The organism is Streptomyces sp. NPDC055189, assembly GCF_053606765.1.
Genome location: NZ_JBSGSG010000026.1, coordinates 72758 through 90593 on the forward strand (window position 1 = coordinate 72758; position 17836 = coordinate 90593).

At 72.0% G+C, this 17836-nt stretch carries 18 protein-coding genes; 13 read left to right on the top strand and 5 right to left on the bottom strand.

What is annotated here, in order from left to right; translation table 11 throughout:
- Positions 1-28 precede the first annotated feature (28 nt).
- Positions 29-970, bottom strand: a complete 942-nt coding sequence (locus ACWFR3_RS20475) for a class I SAM-dependent methyltransferase (protein ID WP_453736009.1) — start codon at positions 968-970, stop codon at positions 29-31.
- Positions 971-1143: 173 nt separating this feature from the next.
- The gene (locus tag ACWFR3_RS20480) at positions 1144-1722 is read right to left on the bottom strand and encodes a helix-turn-helix domain-containing protein (RefSeq protein ID WP_453736010.1); all 579 of its coding nucleotides are present in this window, start codon (positions 1720-1722) and stop codon (positions 1144-1146) included.
- Between the two features lie 97 nt (positions 1723-1819).
- Between ACWFR3_RS20480 and ACWFR3_RS20485 the strand changes: the two genes are divergently transcribed.
- From ACWFR3_RS20485 to mnhG, 10 genes are all read left to right on the top strand, one after another.
- Entirely contained in the window at positions 1820-2833 is a 1014-nt protein-coding gene (locus ACWFR3_RS20485) for an NAD(P)/FAD-dependent oxidoreductase (protein WP_453736011.1), read from the top strand.
- Between the two features lie 214 nt (positions 2834-3047).
- A complete protein-coding gene (locus tag ACWFR3_RS20490; RefSeq protein WP_453736012.1) occupies positions 3048-4730 on the top strand; it encodes an MFS transporter in 1683 nt (560 codons plus the stop codon).
- A gap of 71 nt (positions 4731-4801) precedes the next feature.
- Entirely contained in the window at positions 4802-5665 is an 864-nt protein-coding gene (locus tag ACWFR3_RS20495; RefSeq protein WP_453736013.1) for a class I SAM-dependent methyltransferase, read from the top strand.
- Positions 5662-6348: a GNAT family N-acetyltransferase gene (locus tag ACWFR3_RS20500; protein ID WP_453736014.1), complete on the top strand. Its 687-nt coding sequence runs from the start codon at positions 5662-5664 to the stop codon at positions 6346-6348. Before ACWFR3_RS20495 ends, ACWFR3_RS20500 begins: the two co-directional genes overlap by 4 nt.
- A 108-nt stretch (positions 6349-6456) precedes the next feature.
- Positions 6457-9348, top strand: a complete 2892-nt coding sequence (locus ACWFR3_RS20505) for a Na+/H+ antiporter subunit A (RefSeq protein ID WP_453736015.1) — start codon at positions 6457-6459, stop codon at positions 9346-9348.
- A complete protein-coding gene (locus ACWFR3_RS20510; protein WP_453736016.1) occupies positions 9345-9920 on the top strand; it encodes a Na(+)/H(+) antiporter subunit C in 576 nt (191 codons plus the stop codon). Before ACWFR3_RS20505 ends, ACWFR3_RS20510 begins: the two co-directional genes overlap by 4 nt.
- Complete coding sequence (locus ACWFR3_RS20515; RefSeq protein WP_453736017.1) at positions 9917-11524, top strand: Na+/H+ antiporter subunit D; 1608 nt, start codon at positions 9917-9919, stop codon at positions 11522-11524. The genes ACWFR3_RS20510 and ACWFR3_RS20515 overlap by 4 nt, the downstream gene beginning before the upstream one ends.
- Positions 11521-12162 carry a Na+/H+ antiporter subunit E gene (locus ACWFR3_RS20520; RefSeq protein WP_453736018.1) on the top strand — a complete coding sequence of 214 codons (642 nt, stop codon included), beginning with the start codon at positions 11521-11523 and terminating at the stop codon, positions 12160-12162. The genes ACWFR3_RS20515 and ACWFR3_RS20520 overlap by 4 nt, the downstream gene beginning before the upstream one ends.
- A complete protein-coding gene (locus ACWFR3_RS20525; RefSeq protein ID WP_453736019.1) occupies positions 12159-12455 on the top strand; it encodes a monovalent cation/H+ antiporter complex subunit F in 297 nt (98 codons plus the stop codon). The genes ACWFR3_RS20520 and ACWFR3_RS20525 overlap by 4 nt, the downstream gene beginning before the upstream one ends.
- Positions 12452-12823 carry a monovalent cation/H(+) antiporter subunit G gene (gene mnhG, locus ACWFR3_RS20530; RefSeq protein ID WP_453736020.1) on the top strand — a complete coding sequence of 124 codons (372 nt, stop codon included), beginning with the start codon at positions 12452-12454 and terminating at the stop codon, positions 12821-12823. The genes ACWFR3_RS20525 and mnhG overlap by 4 nt, the downstream gene beginning before the upstream one ends.
- 21 nt (positions 12824-12844) lie before the next feature.
- Here mnhG and ACWFR3_RS20535 read toward each other — a convergent pair whose 3' ends face one another.
- Complete coding sequence (locus ACWFR3_RS20535; RefSeq protein ID WP_453736021.1) at positions 12845-13273, bottom strand: hypothetical protein; 429 nt, start codon at positions 13271-13273, stop codon at positions 12845-12847.
- Between the two features lie 87 nt (positions 13274-13360).
- On the opposite strand from ACWFR3_RS20535, the gene ACWFR3_RS20540 reads away from it, so the two are divergent.
- Positions 13361-14494, top strand: a complete 1134-nt coding sequence (locus ACWFR3_RS20540; protein WP_453736022.1) for a winged helix DNA-binding domain-containing protein — start codon at positions 13361-13363, stop codon at positions 14492-14494.
- A gap of 1 nt (position 14495) precedes the next feature.
- On the opposite strand, the gene ACWFR3_RS20545 is transcribed toward ACWFR3_RS20540, so the two are convergent.
- On the bottom strand, positions 14496-15326 hold the full coding sequence (locus tag ACWFR3_RS20545) for a helix-turn-helix domain-containing protein (RefSeq protein ID WP_453736023.1): 831 nt from the start codon (positions 15324-15326) through the stop codon (positions 14496-14498).
- A gap of 102 nt (positions 15327-15428) precedes the next feature.
- Here ACWFR3_RS20545 and ACWFR3_RS20550 point away from each other — a divergent pair, with 102 nt between their 5' ends.
- Positions 15429-16199, top strand: coding sequence for an SDR family oxidoreductase (locus tag ACWFR3_RS20550; protein ID WP_453736024.1), 771 nt, complete (start codon positions 15429-15431; stop codon positions 16197-16199).
- A 6-nt stretch (positions 16200-16205) separates the two neighbouring features.
- Here ACWFR3_RS20550 and ACWFR3_RS20555 read toward each other — a convergent pair whose 3' ends face one another.
- Positions 16206-16790, bottom strand: coding sequence for a TetR/AcrR family transcriptional regulator (locus ACWFR3_RS20555; protein ID WP_453736025.1), 585 nt, complete (start codon positions 16788-16790; stop codon positions 16206-16208).
- Positions 16791-16854: 64 nt separating this feature from the next.
- Here ACWFR3_RS20555 and ACWFR3_RS20560 point away from each other — a divergent pair, with 64 nt between their 5' ends.
- Positions 16855-17826 carry an SDR family NAD(P)-dependent oxidoreductase gene (locus ACWFR3_RS20560; protein WP_453736026.1) on the top strand — a complete coding sequence of 324 codons (972 nt, stop codon included), beginning with the start codon at positions 16855-16857 and terminating at the stop codon, positions 17824-17826.
- Positions 17827-17836: the final 10 nt, after the last annotated feature.

Sequence of the window (17836 nt, forward strand, 5' to 3'; positions counted from 1 at the left end):
TGACAATCGGCCGACGATGTGCCCCGGGTCAGGCGCGCCGCGCGGCCCACACGCTGCGTTCTGTGCGTACAGCCAGGTCGTCGCGGTGCAGGATGCTGTGCGGGCCTTCGGTGTCGAGCAGGTGGTCGAGGGCGCCGAGGTCCTCGGTGGCCAGGGTGTGGGCGGCGCTTTCGCGCAGGCGCTTCAGGGTGGTGAGGGCGTATCGGCCGACCGCCTCGTTGCGTGAGCCGTCGATGTTCACTGGGATCGTGCGCTCGCCCTCGACGGTGAAACCGGCGGCCGCCAGCTTGTGCCCCCAGTCGGCTCCGCGGTGCGATACGTGCTCGGCGTGGTGGTGCGCGAGGGCGGCGTGGCAGCGCTCCTCGAGGCCGGGCCGCTCCTCGGGGGCATCGGCCGGCAGGAAGCGGGGGAAGCCGTCCAGCTCGACGACGGCGAACAGGCCGCCGGGCGCGAGCACTTCGCGGACGTTGCGCAGGGCGCGGTCGGGGTCGGTGAGGTGGTGCATCGACGCCGACGCCCACACCAGGTCGGGGCTGCCGAGCTCGGGCCAGTCCGCGTCGAGGTCGGCCAGGACCGTGCGCACCCGGTCGGCCACTCCCAACGTCTCCGCCCTCGCGCGCAGCCGGTGGAGATGGCCGGCCGACGCGTCGACGGCCGTCACGTGCGCTTCGGGGTAGCGCGCGAGCAGCGCGAAGGTGCCGGCCCCCGTTCCGCATCCCAGGTCCACGATGTGGCGCGGCTCCTTGTCCAGGGGCAGCCATGCGGTGATGGACGCGATGTGCTCGGCGAGCACCTCCGCGTCCAGGTCGAGGATCTCGGCCTGGACGTCGGAGTCCGGCGCGATGCCGGAGTCCGGCGCGATGCCGGAGTCCGGCGCGATGCCGGAGTCCGGCGTGACGCCGGTGTCCGGTCCGTGCGGGGGGAGGTGGTGGCCGCTGTCGTGGGCTGCGTGCGAGTGAGCGTGGGTCATGACAGCGACGCTAAGTCGATCAAGCCGGGGCGGCACCACGGATCCCGGAGTATGCAAGAAGATCGGCCGCTTTGCTGCCGGAGGCGCAACCCGCGGGCGATCCCGCTCCGGTGGGGTCCGGGGGCGCCGCCCGGCCCGGCACGCGCCGGACCGGTCGCTGCTGCGCGCCGGGGTCAGTCGCTGTCGCCCTTGTCCTCGCGCTGGTGTCCGCGGCGGGCGTCGCGGTCGAAGATGCCCAGGATCTCGCAGGGCCCGCCCTCGGCGCCGATCGCGTGCGGCAGCATCGTGGGGAACTCCGCGGCCTGATTGGTCTCGATGCGCAGGCGCCGGTTGCCCAGGAGCAGGACCGCGGTGCCGGACAGCACCACGAGCCATTCACGGCCCGGATGGGCGCGCATGCGGGAGGGGCTGTCGGGCGGCGGATTCGTCATGCGCTGGCGTACGACGCTCATGCCGGGCTCCGCCTTGATCGGCCAGCGCATGAGTCCGTGGGCCGCGTCGATCGCCGGGCTGGTGATGACGTCGTCGCCGGCCGTCTCGACGAGCTGGTCCAGGGAGGTGTCCAGTGCCCGGGCGAGCGTGACGAGCTGGTCAAGGGCCAGGCGGCGCCGGCCGTTCTCGATGCGGCTGAGCGTGGACTGGCTGACCCGGGCACGGGTGGCCAGTTCCTCCAGGGACCAGCCCTGTGCCACCCGCAGGGCCCGGATCCGTTTGCGTACCAGGCTGTCCATCTCGCCATCTTCTTGCGCCATGGGCAATATTGTATGCCCTTGCCGCAAAGCGTGCCTATGGTCGGGACCGCAGCCCCCTCAACCGACGGGGGATCGCCGAAGGAAAGGGCGCGACGCCATGTCTGAGACCACTACCGCGTACGCGACCGACCAGCTGCCGGGCGAGACCGTCGATGCCGTGGTGATCGGCGGCGGCGCCGCGGGCCTGAACGGCGCGCTGATGCTCGCCCGCTCCCGCCGTACCGTCGTCGTGATCGACAGCGGCACCCCGCGCAACGCACCCGCCGATGGCGTACACGGCCTGCTCGGCCTGGAGGGCATTTCGCCCACCGAACTGCTGCGGAGCGGACGCGGGGAAGTACGTCACTACGGCGGTCTCGTCGTGACGGGGGAAGTGATCGCCGCCGCCCCGGCCGCACCCTCCGCCGGGGGAGACCCGCGCTTCACGATCACGCTCGCCGACGGGCGCACCCTGACGGCGCGCCGCCTGCTCGTCGCCACCGGGCTGCGCGATGTCCTGCCCGACGTGCGCGGCCTCGCCGTTCACTGGGGGCGGGGCGTGGTGCACTGCCCGTACTGCCACGGCTGGGAGGTGCGCGATGAGCCCATCGGGGTCCTCGCCGTGGGCCCGGCCTCCGTCCACCACGCGCTGCTGTTCCGCCAGTTGACCGACGACCTCGTCTACTTCACGCGCGGCACCGAACTCGACCAGGACACCCGCGCACGCTTCGCCGCGCGCAACATCCGTGTCGTCGACACCCCGGTGGCCGAGGTCGTGGCCGCCGAGGACGGCGGTATCGCGGGCGTACGGCTGAGTGACGGAGACCTGGTGTCCCGCCGGGTTCTAGCCGTCGCCACCGTCATGCAGGCCCGTACCGAGGGCCTGGAGGGACTGGGGCTTCCGCTGGAGGACCTGCCCGGCGGGATGGGCCGCCATTTCGCCACCGGGATGGCCGGTGCCACCGAAGTTCCGGGGGTGTGGGTGGCCGGTAACGCCACCGACCTGAGCGCCCAGGTCGGCGCGTCCGCCGCGGCAGGCGCCCTGGCCGGTGCCCGCATGAACGCAGACCTGGCCACCGCCGACACCGAAGCGGCCCTCACCGCCGCGCAGCGCAGCGTCACCCCCGCCTGAGCCCCGTACCGGCCCGGCCCGCCTGAGCCCTGCCCCGGCGCGGGATCGCCCCGCGCCCGCCCCGCTCCGGCTGCACGCCCCGGCCCCTCAGCCCGCCGAGTGCGACGACGCCGTGCGCCCGGCGCGGGGCCCGCTCATGACCCGTCACCACCAGGCGCCCCATCGATCGATGCGGATGCGGCGCCCGATTCCGCATGTTCCGCGAGAGGACCCCATGAGTACGAATCGACCTCCCCAGCCTCGGCCCGCACGGCTGCTGAGAGCTGGAGATCCCCGCGGCGACAGCGGCGACAGCGTTTACGGCAGCGCCGCCGGTGGCAGCGACGCCACCGGCGCGGGCCTGCCGGACGCGCGCCGCCGTCGCATCATCCTGATCGCTGTCTGCATTGCCCTGATGGCCGTGATCGCCTCGGTGTCCGGGCTGAACGTCGCCCAGCCCGACCTCGCCCTGGCCTTCGGTGCCTCGCAGAGCACGATCCTGTGGATCATCAACATCTACACCCTCAGCCTGGCCGCACTGCTCCTGCCGCTCGGCGCTCTCGGCGACCGCTGGGGCCGCAAGCCCATGCTGCTCGCCGGCCTGGCCGTCTTCGGCGTCGCGAACGTGGTGGCCGGGCTCGCCTCGTCGGCCGAAGTGATGCTCGGTGCCCGCCTGTTCAGCGGCGTCGGAGCAGCGATGATCATGCCTGTCACGCTGGCCGTCATCACCTCCACCTTCCCCGCCGAAGAACGCGGCCGGGCGATCGGCGTGTGGACGGGTGTCGCCGGCGGCGGCGGCATCCTGGGCATGTTCCTCTCCGCCGCGCTGGTCGACGTGGCGAGCTGGCGCTGGCTGTTCGTCCTGCCCGTGGCGTTGGTCGTCGTGGCCTTCGTCATGGGCTCGCGGTTCGTTCCCAACACCCGGCAGAAGCCCGGTCACCGGTTCGACACGGTGGGCGCGCTGACCTCTGTCGTCGCGGTGGTCGGCCTGATATTCGTGCTGCAGGAAGGCCCCGAGCGGGGCTGGACGGACCCCGTGACCTTGATCAGCCTCGCGGTCGGCGCCCTGGCCGCGGTCGGTTTCGTGGCCCGGGAGCTGCGCCGCCGTGATGCCGCGCTCTTGGACGTGCGCCTGTTCGGTCAGCGCTCGCCGGCCGGCGGTTCGATCACGCTGCTGGTGGTCTTCGGCGTGCAGGCGGGCATCTTCGTGGTCCTCTTCCCCTTCTTCCAGGCCGTGCTCGGCTGGTCGGGCCTGTTGTCCACGCTGGCGCTGATGCCCATGGCCGTACTGATGATGATGACCTCCGGACTTGCGCCCCGTCTTGCCGCGCGCATCGGCGCGCGGCTGACCATGGCGGCGGGAATTGCGCTGGCCGGCGCCGGTCTGGCACTCATGGCCGCTCTCGTCTCCGTCGGCGGCGGCTACCTCTCCGTGCTGCCCGGCATGCTCGCCATGGGGGCGGGCATGGGCCTGTCGATGACGCCCGCGACCGAGGCCATCACCAGTTCACTGCCGCGCGAGCGCCAGGGCGTCGCCTCCGCGCTCAACGACGTCACCCGGGAGTTCGGCACGGCACTCGGCGTCGCCCTGCTCGGCGCGCTGCTGTCCTCGGGCTACCGCAGCGCCATCGATGCCCGCCTTGAAGACATCCCCCGCGGCGCTGCCGACTCCGCACGCGAAGGCGTCGCCAACGCCCTGGGGGCCGCGGAGGGAAGCGGTGCGCATGCCGGGGCGCTGGTCCGCGCCGCGCAGGAGTCGTTCGTCGACGGCTGGCAGCAGGCCATGTGGGCAGGCGTCGCCGTCATGGCCGCCCTGTTCCTGTACATCCTGGCGCGCGGACCGCGGCACACGGCCCAACTGGCAGCGGAAGAAGCGGAAATCGAACCGGGAACGGCCTCGGCGGCAAATCCCAACTGAACGAGTGATCTAAACACTCGGACGAGTGACGCTCCTTGCTGGGCCGCCGACGGTGTTGTGACCATCGCCGGATGGACGGACAGAAGCGGAAGGCCAAGCTGGACGGCGTCGCCGAGACGACGCTGTGGACGTTGCACCACCGCGCTCTGGCCGCGAAGGACCCCGGCTCGGCACTGACGGACCCCAAGGCGATCGAGGTGATCGACGCCGTCGACTACCCCTTTGAACGCCGCTTCGGCACCGGCAACTGGGGCCTGGCGCAGGGAATGGCCGTACGGGCCCGTTGCTACGACCGTGAGGTGCGACGTTTCCTCAGTGATCATCCGGACGGCACGGTCGTCTCGCTGGGGGAGGGCCTGGAGACGCAGTTCTGGCGGGTGGACAACGGCAGGGTGCGCTGGCTGGGGGTCGATCTGCCCGAGGTCGCGGCGCTGCGGCAGCGGCTGCTGCCGGACGCGCCGCGCCATCGCACGCTGTCGTGCTCGGCCACCGACGCACGGTGGATGGATGAGGTCGACCCCTCGCACGGGCTGCTGATCCTGGCCCAGGGGATGCTGATGTATCTCCCGCGGGACGTGGTGCACCGGCTCTTCGAGGCGTGCGCCGCCCGCTTTCCCGGAGCGGAACTGGTCTTTGACACCCCGCCGGCCTGGATGGCCGCCCGCACCGCGCAGGGCCGGTGGAGCTATCCGGCCGGATACCGTCCGCCGCCGATGCTCTGGGGGATGACCCCGAAGGAGCAGCGGAAGCTGCGCGCGGTGCACCCGAACATCGCCGCCGTACGGGCCGTGCGCGAACCCCGCGGCCGGGGCTTCCTCTGCGGGTGGCTGCTGCCCCTGGCCGGCCTTCTTCCTGCGATCCGCGCACGCAGACCGCTGTGGGTCACGCGCCTGTCGTTCGGTCTGACGGAACATCACCAAGGAGTCAACAGATGACGGATCGCCTGCAAGCCGAGCGGGAGCAAGCCCACCTATGGGCTCCGCGAGAGCCGCGCCGGGTGCGCCTTGACGAACGGCCCTCGTGCCCGCCGGAACAGCGTGCCGTGCTCATCGAGGGGGCCACGCTGCGGCTGCGGGAGTTCTTGCCCGCTGACGTCGAGGGCGTCCTGGGTATCTTCGGTGACCCGCGCACCACCCGTGAGTTCGGCATGCCGCCCTTTCGTCGTTCCGATGCCGAGGCGCTGGTCGAGCAGGCCAGGGCCGGTGCCCGGCGCACGCCTCGTACGCACTACCGCCTCGGCGTCAGCGAGATCGCCACGGGCGAGCTGATCGGCTCGGCGAAGCTGATCGTCGAGGACCAGTCGGGCGAGGGCGGGATGGTGCGCGTGGGCTATCGCAGCGCGGAGGTGGGCCTGGCGCTGCGCGCCGACAGGGTCAGCGTGGGCCACAGCGTCGAGATCGGCTTCCTGCTCGGGGTCCTGGGTTTCGACCGCCTGGGGCTGCACCGCGTCTGGACGGGCTTCATGCCCTCCAACATCGCCGCGCAGCGGGCCATCGAGAAGGCCGGCATGGTGCGGGAGGGACGGCTGCGGCACTACGGGCACGTGGACGGGGTGTGGCACGACATCGTGCAGTACTCCATCCTCGAGGACGACTGGAAGGCCCTGCGCGCCCGCTGAGACAGCGCGGGCCGCGCGACGGCGCTCCTGCCCGGCAGTTGTGCCGCCCCGCGCCGTTCTCCGGCGCGCCCACCCTATATGTCTCTTACTTGCAGATATGCATGAGTCATGACCGTTTTGGTCCTGGCTCACTTCGTTGTCGCGCTCTGCGCGGCCCCGCTCGTCCGCCGTGCCGGCCCGCGCGCCTTCATCGTGCTTGCGCTGCCGCCCGCGGCCGCGCTCGTCTGGGCGCTGTGCCAGTGGTCCACCGTCACCGGCGGCGGAGCAAGTAGCGAGGCGTGGACGTGGATCGAGGCCTACGACGTCGACGCGGCGTTCCGCCTCGACGCGCTGGCGCTGGTGATGGTGCTGCTCGCCGCCGGCATCGGCGCTCTGGTGCTGCTGTACTGCGGCAGCTACTTCGCGCCGGGAACACGGCAGTTGGGGGCGTTCGGCGGGAACCTCCTGGCCTTCGCCGGGGCGATGCTGGGCCTCGTCCTCGCCGACGACCTGATGATCCTTTATCTGTTCTGGGAACTGACGACCGTCCTGTCCTTCCTCCTGATCGGATACGACAGCGAGAAGCGGGCCAGCCGCCGCTCCGCCCTGCAGGCCCTGACGGTGACCATGGTGGGCGGTCTCGCCATGTTCGTCGGGTTCCTGATGCTGGGCCACGCGGCCGGCACGTATCGCATCTCGCGGATCCTGGAATCGCCGCCCGCGGCCGACGCCACCCTCTCGGTGGCGCTGGTCCTTATCCTGGTCGGCGCCCTCGCCAAGTCGGCGGTGTGGCCCCTGAGCATGTGGCTGCCCAACGCGATGGCCGCTCCCACCCCGGTCAGCGCCTATCTGCACGCGGCGGCGATGGTCAAGGCGGGCGTCTACCTGGTGGCGCGCCTGGCGCCCGCCTTCGCCGACGTCGCGCCGTGGCGGCCGGTGCTCCTGATCCTTGGCACGGCGACGATGCTGCTCGGCGGCTGGCGCGCGCTGCGCCTGAACGACCTCAAGCTCGTCCTCGCCTACGGGACCGTCAGCCAGCTCGGCTTCCTGATCGTGCTCGCGGGGGACGGCACGTACAACACCGGGCTCGCGGCCGTCACGATGATCCTGGGGCACGCGCTGTTCAAGGCGCCGCTGTTCCTGGTGACCGGGATCGTCGACCACGCGGCCGGGACACGCGACCTGCGGCGCCTGTCCGGGGTGGGGCGGACGCTGCCGTGGGTGGCCGCGGTCGCCGTCCTCGCGGGCGCCTCCATGGTCGCGTTCGTACCGCTGCTCGGATTCGTCGCCAAGGAGGCCGCGTTCGAGGCGCTGTGGCACGGCACCGTCGCCGAGCGGTGGGTGCTCGCGCTGATCGTGGTCGGCTCCGCGCTCACCACCGCCTACACCCTGCGCTTCCTGTGGGGCGCCTTCGCCCGAAAACCGGGAGTCGCCGACAGTGCCGTGCATCGTGTGGGCCCCCTCTTCCTGGCCCCGCCTGCCCTGCTGGCCCTGGCCTCGCTGCTGTTGGGTCCGGGCATCGGGTGGGCGGCGCCCCTCTTCGAGGCGTACGCGGCGCAGTACACCCTCCCGGCGCACCCCTACCACCTGGCCCTGTGGCACGGCTTCGGCCCCGCGCTGGGTCTGTCCGCGCTGGCCTGGGTCGGCGGCGCGGCCCTGTTCGCAGGCCGGGACACGGTGGCGCGGCTGGGACGGCGGCTGGCCTGGCCCAAGGCGGACGAGGCCTTCGGGCGGACCGTGCTGGGCGTGGAGCGCATGGCACTGCAGGTGACGGGCGCGGTCCAGAAGGGCTCCCTGCCCGCGTACGTGGCCACCGTCCTGGGCGTCATGCTCGCCGGCCTCCTCGCGGTCCTGGTCACCGACCGCCCCTGGCACGGCGCCCCCGCCCCCCGCGCCTGGGACACCCCCTGGCAGGCCGCGGTCGCCGCACTGACCTGCGCCTGCGCCCTGATGTGCCTGGTGGTGCAGCGCCGCATGAAGGCCGCCGTACTCGCGGGCCTGACCGGCTACGGCACGGCGCTGCTGTACGTCGTGCAGGGCGCACCCGATCTGGCCCTCACCCAGTTCGGCGTGGAGACCGTATCGACCGTGGTCCTCGTCCTGGTCCTGCGCAGGCTGCCCGTGCACTTCGGCGAGACGCTGCGCTCCTGGCGCCGCATCGCCAGCCTGCTGCTAGCGCTCGCCAGCAGCCTCGTGGTCGCCTGCGCGGTCTGGCTGGCGGCCGCCGCACGCACCGCGGATCCGGCCGGGGCCGCCATGACCGAGGAAACCGCCCACCACGGCCTGAAGGACGTGGTGGCGACGATCCTGGTGGACTTCCGCGCCTGGGACACCATGGGCGAATCCGCCGTCCTCGCCGTCGCCGTCCTCGGCGTCACCAGCCTGCTGTACGTCCACCGCCGCCAGGGCCCGGCACCCGGCACACCGCGCGCGCTGCCCGGCGGCGTGACCGCCTGGTCCATTGCGACACCGGCCATCGAAGTGCCGCCGAAATACCGTCAGACCGCCCCCGAGCGCAGCTGGCTGACGGCCGGTGACACCCTCGCCCCCGAACACCGCTCGGTCGTCTTCGAGGTGATCGCCCGCCTCGTCTTCCACCCGATCCTGATGCTCTCGGTCTATCTGCTGCTGTGCGCGGAGAACCTGCCGGGCGGCGGATTCGTCGGCGGACTCGTCGCCGGGGTGGCCCTGATGATCCGCTACCTCGCCGGCGGACGCCACGAACTGGAGGCCGCAGCCCCGCTGCATCCCGGCTTCTTCACCGGCCTTGGCCTGGCCCTGTCGACCGGCATCGCCCTGCTGGGCCTGGCCGACGGCACCGTGCTGCACGCCTGGACGTGGCACGGACATCTGCCGCTGATCGGCGACTGGCACATGGGCACCGCCATCCTCTTCGACCTGGGCGTGTACCTGCTGGTCCTCGGCGGGGTCCTGGACGTCGTCCGCGCCCTCGGATCCAAGATCGACCAGCAGACGGAACACCGGGCCGGCCTCGCGCTCGCCGGAGAGGGGGAGCGGTGACCGTCAGCCTGACCCTGCTGATCTGCGCCGTCGTCCTGACCGCCGTCGGCGCGGTCCTGCTGCACACCCGCAGCCTGACCCGCGTGCTCATCGGCGTCATCGTCTGCGGCAACGGCGTCAACCTGCTCGTCCTGGCCACCACCGGACGCGCCGGCGCCCCGCCCCTGCTCTACCCCGGCGTCGCACACGCGCGGGTCACCGACCCGCTGCCCCAGGCCATCGTCCTGACCGCCGTCGTCATCACCCTGGCCACCACCGCGTTCGTCCTCGCGATGGTCTACCGCAGCAGCCAGCTGACCGGCACCGACTTCGTCCAGGACGACGTGGAGGACCGCCGCGTCGTCCTGCGCGCCGAGATCGCCGAGGAACGCGCCGAACTGCGCGAACGCCACCGCGGCGAGGGACCGAGCGCCTGGCGCGACGAACGCCGCGAACAGCGCCGCCGACTGCGCGAGGACCGCGCCTTCCAGGCCCGCGCCCGCGACGCCCCCGGCGACCTGTGGGACGACATCCTCGGCGCGGACCCGGCGCCATCGCCAGAACCCGCACGGCAGGAGAACGACCCCCGTTGAACGCCCTCGTCCCGCTGCCCGTCGTCCTGCCGCTGACCGCGTGCGGCCTGAGCATGTTCATCGGGCCCCGGCTGCGCATACTGCACCGGATGATCGGCGTCGGCGTCCTGGCCGCCGTCCTGGCCGTCGACCTCATCCTGCTCGTCGGGGCCGACCGGAGCGGCCCGCTCGTCGTCCACCTCGGCGACTTCGCCCCGCCGCTGGGGGTGACCCTGGTCGCCGACCGGCTCGCCGCGCTGATGCTGACCGTGTCCGGCGCCGTCACCCTCATCGTCCTGATCTACGCCCTCGGCCAGGACATGGTCGACCGCGAGGAACGCGCCCCGATCGCGATCTTCCACCCCGCCTACCTGGTCCTGGTCTCCGGAGTCTCGCTCACCTTCCTCGCCGGCGACCTGGTGACCCTCTACGTCGGCTTCGAAATCATGCTGATGGCCAGCTTCGTGCTGCTCACCCTGGGCGGCACCGAACCGCGCCTGCGCGCCGGATCGACCTACGTCGTCATCTCCCTCGTCTCCTCCCTGGTCTTCCTCGCCGGCATCGCCGTCGCCTACGCCGCCTGCGGCACCGCCAACTTCGCCCAGCTGTCGGTGCGCCTGGCCGAACTGCCCCTGGGCGTCCGCACGCTGATCGAGGCCCTGCTCCTTACCGTGTTCGGCGTCAAGGCCGCCGTCTTCCCGGTGGCCGCCTGGCTGCCCGACTCCTATCCCACCGCGCCCGCCCCGGTCACCGCCGTCTTCGCCGGACTCCTTACCAAGGTCGGCGTGTACTCCATACTGCGCGCCGAAACCCTGCTCTTCCCCGGCAACCGGCTCTCCACCCTGCTGATGGCCGTCGCCTTCGCGTCCCTGCTGATCGGCATCCTCGGCGCGGTGGCCCAGACCGACCTCAAACGGCTGCTGTCCTTCACACTCGTCAGCCACATCGGCTTCATGCTCTACGGACTCGCGCTGGGCAGCCGCGGCGGCATCGGCGGCGCCATCGTCTACACGGCCCACCACATCACCGTACAGACGACGCTGTTCCTGGCCGCCGGACTGCTCGAAAGGCGCTACGGCAGCACCGAACTGACGCGCCTGGGCGGCGCGGCCCGCACCGCGCCCCTGCTGGCCGCGCTGTGGTTCGTGCCCGCCATGAACCTCGCCGGCATCCCGCCGCTGTCCGGCTTCCTCGGCAAGCTGGGCCTGATGCAGGCCGGCGCGGCGGACGGCGGCGTCGCCGCCTACGTGCTGCTCGCCGCCTGCGCCGTCGCCAGCCTCCTGACGCTCTACGTGATGGTCAAGGTGTGGAACCTGGCGTTCTGGCGGGCCACTCCCGCCCACCTCCCCCTGGAAGGAACCGTGTTGGAGGACACCGACGACAGCGACGACAGTGACGACGCCGTGCCGCTCAAGAGCACCGGCGCGGTGGCCGTGGCCCCCGCGGCGGCCTGCGTGCGCACCACGGCCCGGGTGCCGTACGTCATGATCGGCGCGACCGTCGCCGCGGTGCTGCTCGGACTGTCCTACACCGTGCTCGCCACCCCGCTGGCCGGCCTGGCCGACCGCTCGGCCGCCGAACTCCTGGCCCGCACCCCCTACGTCACGGCGGTGCTCGGCCCGTGAGCTCTCCTGTGACCCCGACCCGTCCGCGCCGCCTGGACCCCTCCCTGATCGCCTGGCTCACGGTGATCTGGATGCTGCTGTGGTCCGGGCCGACCTGGGGCAACCTGATCAGCGGCATTCTGGTCGCCGTCGCCCTGTGCCTGGTCTTCCCGCTGCCGGCCGTCGAACTCGCCCTGCGCCTGCGCCCGCTGGGCATCCTGCGCCTGGCCGGATACCTGGCCTACGACATGGTCGTCTCCAGCGCCACCGTGACCCGCCAGGCCCTGGGCGGCCGCAAACGCCCCGCCGCCGTGATCGCCGTCCAACTGCGCTGCCGCACCGACCTGATGATCGCCGCCACCGCGGTCGCCGTCTCGTGCGTGCCGGGCGGCGCCCTGGTCGAGGTCAACGCCGCCACCGCCACCCTGTACCTGCACATGTCCGACGCCGACGACCGCGACGCGGTACGCCGCACCCGCCGCGACGCGTGGCGCCTGGAGGCCATGGTCGTCCGGGCCTTCGGCACCCGCGCGGAGGTCAAGCGCGTCGCGGCGGAGCCCGGGCCCCCGCCCGCACCTCCCGGCTCACCCGAATCTCCTGCCTCACCCGAACCCCCTGCGCCGCCTGCTCCTCCCGAAGGAAAGGACCCCGGGCCGTGACCGCTGCGGACGACCTCCTGCTCGACGCCGCCCTGGCGGTGATTCTCCTGGCGGGCGCACTCCTGCTGATCCGCATCTGGCGCGGCCCGTCCATGCTCGACCGCGCGGTGGGCGTCGATGTCGCCGCGGCCCTGATCGTGGCCGGGATCGGCGTGCAGGCGGCCTCCACCCGGACCCGCTACTACCTCTCGATCATGCTGGTGATCGCCTTCCTCGGCTTCACCAGTTCGGTGGGCATCGCCCGCTTCATCGCCGTACGCGACCGCCCCAACTCGCCCAAGGAGGGCCCGTGAGCACCTGGCACCAGGTGGTCGACCTCACCGGCGCGGCCTTGCTGCTCATCGGTGCCCTGGTCTGCCTGACCGGCGTCATCGGCCTGCTGCGCCTGCCCGACGTCCTGGCCCGCAGCAGTGCCGCCACCAACCCCCAGACCCTGGGCATCATCCTGCTCACCGCCGGAGTCGCGCTGCGGCTGCGCTCCTGGGTCGACCTGGGCACGCTCGCCCTGGTCGTCTTCTTCCAACTCCTGACCAACCCCGTCGCCGCGCACCTGGTGGCCCGAGTCGCCTACCGCACGGGACAGACCGGCGACTGCGCCCTGCTCTTCGACGAACTCGGCGGCGCACCGACGGGCGCGGCGAAGCGCGACGAGCGGCTCTGACCGGGGGCCGGGGGCGGGGATTTACTCCGTCGCCGATGTCGGCTTGTCGGAGGCAGCGGGCCGGTCCGTGAAGACGGTCAGGTGCCAGGTGCCGTCCCTGCGCACCACGGTGAAGGTGTCGCTCAGCTGCTTGCCGGACTTCTCCTCGGCCGCCAGCTTCGCCGACCCGACATCAGGCCCCATGTCGAGATCGACCCGGACGTCGGTGATCGACAGCTGCCTGCCGCCCCTGTCCTCCAACATCCGGCGGGCCTCACGCCGCGCGCGGGCGTCGTCGGGCACCCCGCCCACCTCGATCAGCCGGTCCGCGTCGCGCGTGTTCAACGCCTCGACGTAGGACTCGACCGCGGTGCGGGCACCTTCCTCGGCCCTGGCGGTGCTCTCCTCAGTGCCGCACGCGGACAGCGACATCGCAGCCAGCGCGACGCCTACGGGATACCGCCGGTGCATCCTGCCTCCCCGAAATGTCGTACGAGGTTGCCATGGTGACCCGGCACCGGCGGCGGGCGCACCATCGGGGAGGCAGAATCCTGCACTGTGACGATCACCGAGCGCGCACTCAACCGGGCTACCCTCAGCCGTCAACTGCTGCTGCAGCGACAGCCGTTGACCGTACAAGTGGGAGTGCGGCGCGTGGTCGCGCTACAGGCGCAGCAGCCCGCCTCGCCCTATCTCGCCCTGTGGAACCGGCTCACCGGCTTCGCTCCGGACGATCTCGAGGCCGCGTTCACCGGGGGATCGGTGGTCAAGGCGACGTTGATGCGGATCACGCTGCACGCCGTGCACGCCGAGGATTACCCCGCCTTTCGGGCAGCGATGCAGCCCACGCTCTACGCTTCCCGGCTCGGCTCCCGCTTCGCCGCCGCGGGACTGAGCCCCGCGGACGCCGAAGCACTGGTTCCGGAGGTGCTGGACTTCACTCGCACGCCCCGGACTTCGGCAGAAATGCAGGCCTGGGTCGAGGAGCGGCTCGGTGCCGACAAGAAGGACGGGGCCTGGTGGGGGTTGAAGGGCTACGCGCCGCTGCACCATGCCCCCACGGATGCACCCTGGTCGTTCGGCCACCGGCCGTCCTTCGTCGCGGCCCCGGGCGGACGGGTTCCGGCGGGCAGGGAGGCTGACCCGCAGGCACTGCGGACCTTGATCCTGCGCTATCTGGCGGGCTTCGGGCCCGCGTCCCTCGCGGACGTGGCGCAGTTCGCCATGGTGCAGAGAACACCCGTCCGTGCGGCGCTCCTCGCCCTGGGCGACACCGTCGAGCAGCTCCAAGGGCCGGACGGGAGAGTGATGTTCGACCTGCCGGGCGCACCGCGCCCGCCCGCCGACACCCCCGCGCCTCCCCGGCTCATGGCCATGTGGGACAGCATCCTGCTGGCCTACGCCGACCGCGGCCGGGTGATCCCCCCGGCCTACCGCCCCCTGGTGATCCGGCGTAACGGCGACGTCCTGCCGACCCTGCTGGTGGACGGCCATGTCGCCGGGGTGTGGCGGCCGACGGAGGAGGGCATCGAGGCGACGGCCTTCCACCCGCTTAAGCCCGCCACTTGGGAAGGGCTTGCCGCGGAGGCCCGGTCCCTGAGCGCGTTCCTCGGCGGTCGCGAGGCGGCGGTCTACAGCCGCTACCACCACTGGTGGGCCAAGCTCCCCGAAGGCGAGGTCCGGATGCTGTAGCTCAGGACTCCCGGCGTGAGGTCGCGGCCAGCGAGCCCAGGAGCACAAGCGCCTGGCTGCTGGGCGAGGCCGGCTCCGCGTGGTAGACGACGAGTTCCTGGCCCGGCGCCGCGCGGACGTCGAAGGTCTGCATGGTCAGCGTCAGCGGGCCGACCTCGCGGTGCTCGAAGCGTTTGCTCTCCAGCGCCTTGCCGCGGGCGTCGTGGCGGGCCCACAGCTCGGCGAACTGCGGGCTCTGCTCGAGGAGTTCACCCAGCACCTGCCGCACCCGCGGGTCGTCGGGCGCCGCGCCGTGACCCAGCCGGAAGCCGGCCACGGAGTTGCGGGCGACGTCGTGCCAGTCGCGGTAGAAGGCGCGGGCGGCCGGGTCGGTGAACACGACGTGCAGGAGGTTGCGCGAGTGCGCCCAGCGGTGGAAGAGCGCGTCGGCGATCGCGTTGGAGGCCAGGACGTCATACGCGCGGTTGTAGACGACGGCCGGGTTGTGCGGCCAGGCGTCCATGAGCGCCAGCAGGCTCGGCTCGACCCGGTCGGCCACGGCGGCGGCCCTGGCCCGGGGGCCAAGCCCCGCAAGGCGGAACAGGTGCAGGCGCCCGTCCTCGTCCAGGCGCAGGGCGGCAGCCAGCGCGTCGAGAACCTGCGCGGAGGGCGTGCGCTCGCGGCCCTGCTCCAGGCGTACGTAGTAGTCGGCGCTGACCCCGGCGAGCAGCGCCACCTCCTCGCGCCGCAGGCCCGGCACCCGGCGATACCCCGTGACGGGGAGGTTCGCCCGGTCCGGGGTGATGTCGGCGCGCCGGGCCGTGAGGTAGGCGCCGAGCTCTGAGCGTGGCATACCGCCATGCTAGATCCGCGGTCCGCGGGCTTCCCGGGTGCGCTGCACCCGGGAGAACGCCGCCTCTCCCGCACGTGCCGTGGCCGCACCAGCCTTGAGGCCATGACCACACACCACACGGACAACATCGCTCCGACCGACCGCAAGGTCGTCCTGATCACCGGCGCCAGCAGCGGGATCGGCGCGGCCATCGCCACGCGACTCGTACAGGAGGGACACCAGGTGGTGGCCGGTGCGCGCCGCATCGACCGCCTGCACGCACTGGAGGAGAGCACGAAAGAGGCGGCAGCCCGCTCCGGCGGCGGCCTGCAGCCGGTACAGCTGGATGTGACCGACCGCGCGGACGTCGCGGCCTTCGTCCAGGGCGCCCGCGAGCGCCACGGCCGCGTCGATGTCCTGGTCGGCAACGCCGGTGTCATGCCGCTGTCGCGCCTGGACTCCCTGCTCGTCGAGGAGTGGGACCGGATGATCGACGTGAACGTCCGCGGCCTGCTGCACGGGATCGCCGCGGCCCTGCCCGTATTCACCTCACAGGGGTCGGGACACTTCGTCACGGTCGCGAGCGTCGGCGCCCGCGAGGTCGTGCCCACCAGCGCCGTCTACAGCGGCACGAAGTACGCGGCCCGGGCGATCACCGAGGGGCTGCGCCAGGAGTCCGACCCCTCGATCCGGGTCACGACGGTCTCGCCCGGCGTGGTCGAATCCGAGCTCGCCGACACCATCACCGAGCCCGGCGCCGCCGAGGCCATGCGCACCTACCGCGCCCATGTGATCGGGCCCGACGCCATCGCCGCCGCCGTCTCCTACGCTCTGGCGCAGCCGTCCGACGTCGACGTCAACGAGATCATCGTGCGGCCCGTCCGGCAGCGGTAGGCGGGCTCAGCGCAGCAGGAGTTCGATCGCCGCTTTCATGCGCGCCAGGTAGAACTCCCGTTCTGCGGCCTGGTATTTGAGGCCGACCGATGCACTGATCATCGTCTGTGCGACGGGGGCGGCCGACTCTTGGCCGGACCCGGACCCGGACCCGGCCCCGATCGCTTCGGTGATCAGTTGCTCGAACCGTCGCGGCGCGGTCTCGGTGATCTCGCCGAGAAGGCCGGGGTTGGCCTCGATGACCACCGCCACGTCGCGTGCCAGCGGGCCGATGTAGCGGCCCGCCCACTGGTCGAAGGCTTCGACGAGGCGTTCCGCGAGGGGGCGCCCGGTATCGGCCAGGACGTGCTCGACCGCGGCGATGTCACGCTCCAGGGTCCGGGTGACCGCGGCACGGAAGAGGGTCTCCTTCGAGGCGAAGAGGAAGTAGAGCCCGGGCCGGGAGATGCGCGCCGCCCGGGCCACCTCCTCCATCGAGGTCTTCCGGTAGCCGAAGCGCGCGAACGTGGCCATGGCGGAGTCCAGGACCGTGATCCGACGGTCGGCGCCGTCGGCTGTCGGGAGCGGCTGGCCGGAATCGGGACTCTTCATGGGCCGAGCATACGAGGAGGAAGCCGAACTATACAAAAGTCGTCCAGTGCGTATAGTCGCCGCCATGGCCGCACGTGAACTCATCTCCACGCCCTTCACCGCCTCCAGCACCGCGGACGAGGTGCTGCGGGGCGTCGATCTCACCGGCGTCCGCGCGATCGTGACGGGAGGTTCCTCCGGCATCGGGAGCGAGACGGCCCGTGCGCTGACCGCCGCCGGGGCGGAGGTGACGCTCGCTGTCCGCAACACGGCTGCGGGTGACGCCGTCGCCGAGACGATCGCGGAGTCCACCGGCGGAATTCGTCCACGGACTGTCCGGCTCGACCTCGCCGACAGGCCCACCGTCTTGCGCTTCGTCGACGCGTGGCACGGCCCCCTTCACCTGCTGATCAACAATGCTGGCGTGGTCACCGGCGGCCCGGAACGCACCCGTGAGGGCTGGGAGTTGCAGTTCGCGACCAACCATCTCGGCCACTTCGCCCTGGCCACCGGCCTCCACGGCGCCCTGGCCCTCGGGGCGGCCGACCGCGGCGGTGCACGCGTCGTCTCGGTCAGCTCCACGGCACACATGCGCTCCGGCATCGACTTCGACGACCTCCACTTCGTGCGCCGCGACTACGACCCGCAGATCGCCTACGCCCAGTCCAAGACGGCGAACTCCCTCTTTGCCGTCGAGGCCACCCGCCGCTGGGCGCCCGAGGGCATCACTGCCAATGCGGTGAACCCCGGCGGTGTCGCGACGGGACTGCAGCGGAACTTCACACCGCAGCAGAAGGCGTCGCTCGATGCGGCCGAGGCCGCCGGGGTCTTCACGTACAAGACCGTCGAGCAGGGGGCCGCCACCAGCATCGTCGCGGCCGTCGCCCCCGGGTTCGCCCACTCCGGAGGCCACTACCTCGACGACTCACAAGAGGCCTACACCGTGCCGAACGACGCCGACCTCGCGCAGCACCCGCACGGCGTCAAACAATGGGCGCTGGATCCCGTCACCGCCGAGCGCCTGTGGGCGGTATCGGCCGGCCTGCTGCGAGCCTGAAGCCCAGGGG

Bases quoted from the DNA above. Each gene is read 5' to 3' on its own strand.
- ACWFR3_RS20560 (WP_453736026.1), top strand. From the start codon at position 16,855: ATGGCCGCACGTGAACTCATCTCCACGCCCTTCACCGCCTCCAGCACC.
- ACWFR3_RS20555 (WP_453736025.1), bottom strand. From the start codon at position 16,790: ATGAAGAGTCCCGATTCCGGCCAGCCGCTCCCGACAGCCGACGGCGCC.
- ACWFR3_RS20500 (WP_453736014.1), top strand. From the start codon at position 5,662: ATGACGGATCGCCTGCAAGCCGAGCGGGAGCAAGCCCACCTATGGGCT.
- ACWFR3_RS20495 (WP_453736013.1), top strand. From the start codon at position 4,802: ATGGACGGACAGAAGCGGAAGGCCAAGCTGGACGGCGTCGCCGAGACG.
- ACWFR3_RS20505 (WP_453736015.1), top strand. From the start codon at position 6,457: ATGACCGTTTTGGTCCTGGCTCACTTCGTTGTCGCGCTCTGCGCGGCC.
- ACWFR3_RS20535 (WP_453736021.1), bottom strand. From the start codon at position 13,273: ATGCACCGGCGGTATCCCGTAGGCGTCGCGCTGGCTGCGATGTCGCTG.
- ACWFR3_RS20490 (WP_453736012.1), top strand. From the start codon at position 3,048: ATGAGTACGAATCGACCTCCCCAGCCTCGGCCCGCACGGCTGCTGAGA.
- ACWFR3_RS20485 (WP_453736011.1), top strand. From the start codon at position 1,820: ATGTCTGAGACCACTACCGCGTACGCGACCGACCAGCTGCCGGGCGAG.
- ACWFR3_RS20550 (WP_453736024.1), top strand. From the start codon at position 15,429: ATGACCACACACCACACGGACAACATCGCTCCGACCGACCGCAAGGTC.
- ACWFR3_RS20475 (WP_453736009.1), bottom strand. From the start codon at position 970: ATGACCCACGCTCACTCGCACGCAGCCCACGACAGCGGCCACCACCTC.
- ACWFR3_RS20545 (WP_453736023.1), bottom strand. From the start codon at position 15,326: ATGCCACGCTCAGAGCTCGGCGCCTACCTCACGGCCCGGCGCGCCGAC.
- ACWFR3_RS20480 (WP_453736010.1), bottom strand. From the start codon at position 1,722: ATGGCGCAAGAAGATGGCGAGATGGACAGCCTGGTACGCAAACGGATC.